This window comes from Streptosporangium sp. NPDC050148 (assembly GCF_055586505.1).
The window spans coordinates 1-1648 of the sequence record NZ_JBVJIA010000085.1 but is presented as its reverse complement, the minus strand read 5'-3'; the positions used below and the strand labels follow the sequence as shown (position 1 = coordinate 1648).

Below are 1648 nucleotides of genomic sequence, written 5' to 3'. Positions count from 1 at the left end.
CACCACGTAGGAGGCGCACTTGTCGACCTCGGCCGGCGCGCACTGCTGCCAGATCCCGGTGCCGCCGCCCATGATGATCTTGTCGGCGTCCTTGACCACGTTGTGCTCGGCGCCGAAGGTGGTCAGCGCCAGGGCGTCCTTGGCGTAGTAGGTCTCGTCGAACATGACCGCGTGCGGGTGGCCGAGGTTGACGAACCGCAGGATCGCGCCGAACGCCGCGATGAGCAGCGGGCCCAGCCAGCCCCACAGGGCGCCGTCGGGCATCGGCGGCACCAGCCGGTCGCGCAGGGAGATCGTCGGCCCCGAGGGGGGCTTCGACTCCGGCTGATCTGACGCCTGGTCGGTGAAGTCGGTCACGGCCACCCGGACATCGTACGGGGACCTCGCCTTCATCAGCCCAGGAAATACCTCCTACAGGTCTAATTGGGGAATTTCTCCCCAGGCAGGGGGTCCATCCGGAATGCGGGAGGATGGAACGGTGACGGACAACGGCAGGCTTGTGCTGGCAGGAGCTCCGATCGGGCAGGCCGGCGATGTCTCGCCGCGGCTGCGCCAGGCGCTGGAGAGCGCCGACGTGGTGGCGGCCGAGGACACCCGGCGGCTGCGGCGGCTGGCCGGGGAGCTGGGCGCGGAGATCGGCGGGCGGGTCGTGTCCTACTACGACGCCAACGAGGCCGGCCGGGCCGCCGAGCTCCTCGCGGCGCTCCAGGAGGGCAGGACGGTCCTGGTCATCACGGACGCGGGCATGCCCGGCGTCTCCGACCCCGGCTACCGGCTGACCCACCTGGCGGTGGAGGCCGGGATCACGGTCACCTCGCTGCCAGGCCCGTCCGCGGTGACCACGGCGCTGGCCGTCTCCGGCCTGCCCAGCGACCGGTTCTGCTTCGAGGGCTTCCCGCCGCGCAAGTCCGGCGAGCGCTCCCGGCGGCTCGCGGCGCTCGCGGCCGAGGAGCGGACCATGGTGTTCTTCGAGGCGCCGCACCGGCTGCACGCCGCGCTGGCGGCGATGGCGGAGGCGTTCGGCGCGGACCGGCGGGCCGCGGTCTGCCGCGAGCTGACCAAGACCTACGAGGAGGTACGGCGGGGCGGGCTCGGCGAGCTGGCCGAGTGGGCGGCCGGCGGGGTGAAGGGGGAGATCACCGTGGTCGTCGCCGGGTACGTCCGGGCGGTGCTGCCACCGGTGATCGGGGACCTGGTCGAGGAGGTCGCGCGGCGCGAGGAGACGGGGACGCCGAGGAAACAGGCGATCGTGGACGTGGCCAAGGCGGCGGGGATACCCAAACGCGATCTCTATGACGCTGTCCATCGAGGCTGATTCATCATCATAATTCCCTGAATGGGAGTAATGCGGGATCGCCTCGTGCCGCCTATGCCGGAGAACACCCTCTGGGGCTGGCTGGGGCCGTTGCTGGTCGCGGCCCTCGGGGGCGTCCTGCGGTTCACCGGCCTGGGACGGCCGCACGCGGTCGTCTTCGACGAGACCTACTACGTCAAGGACGCCTGGGCGCTGATCCACCACGGCGTGGAACGGGCCTCGCTCGGCACGGTGAAGGACCCCGTCGCCGACCGGATGATCATCGCGGGGAACACCGACTTCCTGGTGAAGTGCACCCCGCCGGAGGCCGATCCCTGCCCGCTGTACGTGGCC

Annotated in this window: 1 protein-coding gene and 2 pseudogenes; 2 read left to right on the top strand and 1 reads right to left on the bottom strand. The window is 71.2% G+C overall.

The window, feature by feature from the left end:
* Positions 1-363 (bottom strand): annotated as a pseudogene (locus ACZ6RT_RS37520) (phospholipid carrier-dependent glycosyltransferase); the annotation flags it as partial.
* Positions 364-460: 97 nt separating this feature from the next.
* Between ACZ6RT_RS37520 and rsmI the strand changes: the two are divergent.
* Both rsmI and ACZ6RT_RS37510 read left to right on the top strand, forming a co-directional pair.
* On the top strand, positions 461-1315 hold the full coding sequence (gene rsmI / locus ACZ6RT_RS37515; protein ID WP_470158880.1) for a 16S rRNA (cytidine(1402)-2'-O)-methyltransferase: 855 nt from the start codon (positions 461-463) through the stop codon (positions 1313-1315).
* A gap of 54 nt (positions 1316-1369) precedes the next feature.
* A pseudogene (locus ACZ6RT_RS37510) lies at positions 1370-1648 on the top strand (phospholipid carrier-dependent glycosyltransferase); the annotation flags it as partial.

Bases quoted from the DNA above. Each gene is read 5' to 3' on its own strand.
- rsmI (WP_470158880.1), top strand. From the start codon at position 461: ATGCGGGAGGATGGAACGGTGACGGACAACGGCAGGCTTGTGCTGGCA.